Source organism: Micromonospora sp. M51, from assembly GCF_018070305.1.
Lineage (GTDB): Bacteria > Actinomycetota > Actinomycetes > Mycobacteriales > Micromonosporaceae > Micromonospora > Micromonospora parva.
The window spans coordinates 1-1390 of record NZ_JAGPXZ010001115.1; the positions used below are offsets into that span (position 1 = coordinate 1).

General features: G+C 74.9%; 2 pseudogenes. One reads left to right on the forward strand and one right to left on the reverse strand.

Annotated elements, in window-relative coordinates:
* Positions 1 to 775, forward strand: a pseudogene (locus KBX53_RS32925) (zinc-dependent metalloprotease); the annotation flags it as partial.
* Between the two features lie 306 nt (positions 776 to 1081).
* On the opposite strand, the pseudogene KBX53_RS32930 reads toward KBX53_RS32925, so the two are convergent.
* A pseudogene (locus tag KBX53_RS32930) lies at positions 1082 to 1390 on the reverse strand (hypothetical protein); the annotation flags it as partial.

Here is a 1390-nt window from a genome sequence, read left to right on the forward strand (position 1 = left end):
CGGTTCGCTCGCCGCGGAGGTGCTCTCCGCCGGCGACATCGGGCTCCCGCTCGGCCCGGCCGGCACGGCCGCGCTGATCCCGGCCAACATCCGGGCGTACGGCGAGGGCCTGGAGCTGCCCGAGGACGAGGTCCGCCTCTACGTGGCGCTGCGCGAGGCCGCCCACCAGCGGCTGTTCCAGCACGTCCCGTGGCTGCGTGGGCACGTGCTCAGCGCGGTCGAGATGTACGCCTCGGGCATCCGGGTCAACCGGGAGGCGATCGAGGAGGCGATGGGTCGGGTCGACCCGACCGACCCCGAGTCGATGCAGGCGATCGCCCTGGAGGGCATCTTCACCCCGGAGGACACCCCGGCGCAGAAGGCCTCACTGGCCCGCCTGGAAACCGCGCTCGCCCTGGTCGAGGGGTGGGTGTGCCACGTCGTCGACAGCGCCGCCAGCGACCGGCTGCCCAACGTCGTCCGGTTGGGCGAGGCGTTCCGCCGTCGTCGGGCCGCCGGCGGTCCCGCCGAGCAGACCTTCGCCGCGCTGGTCGGCCTGGAGCTGCGTCCCCGCCGGCTGCGCGAGGCCGCGGCGCTCTGGGCGGCGCTCACCCAGCACCGTGGCATCGAGGGCCGCGACGCGGTCTGGGGCCACCCGGACCTGCTCCCGTCGGACGACGACTTCGCCGACCCGGTCGCCTTCGCGATGAACGACATGGACCTCAGCGAGCTGGACAACTTCGACTTCACCGCCCCCGGCGGGGTCGAGGAGAAGGCCCCCGGTCAGCCGGGTCAGCCCGGTCCCTCGGGTCAGTCCGGCCCGTCGGGTCAGTCCGGCCCGTCGGGTCAGTCCGGTCCGTCCGACGAGACCGACGGCGAGGGTGACGCCAAGTCCTGACGTCCGCGCATTGATGGCCGATGCCCGGGGTTCCCGCCTGATCGACAGCGGGTGCCCCGGGCGCGTGTTCGGCACGTCAACGGAGCAGGCCGGATCGCGGAGCAGGCCGGATCGCGGAGCAGGCCGGATCGCGGAGCAGGCCGGATCGCGGAGCAGGCCGGATCGCGGAGCAGGCCGGATCGCGGAGCAGGCCGGGCTGACGGTTCAGGCGGGTCGGGCCGACCCGGAGAGCAGGGCACGGGTCGCTTCCCAACCCTCGAAGGCCGGGTCCAGCGTGGCCAGGTCGGCCGGGCCCCGCAGTCGTCGCCACCCGGCGGTGACCGCCACGTCACCCGGGCGCGGGGCATTGGCGCGCGCCTCGGCCGGCGTCGCCGTGTCCAGCTCCAGCGTCGGCAGCCATTCCGGCGCGGGCAGTCGTGACGCGACCCCGAGCAGACCAGGGCCGCCGCCCTCGACCGGAGCCACCGCGACCGGTCGGGTGGTGAGTGGGCGCAGCAGCTTGCCGACGGTCAG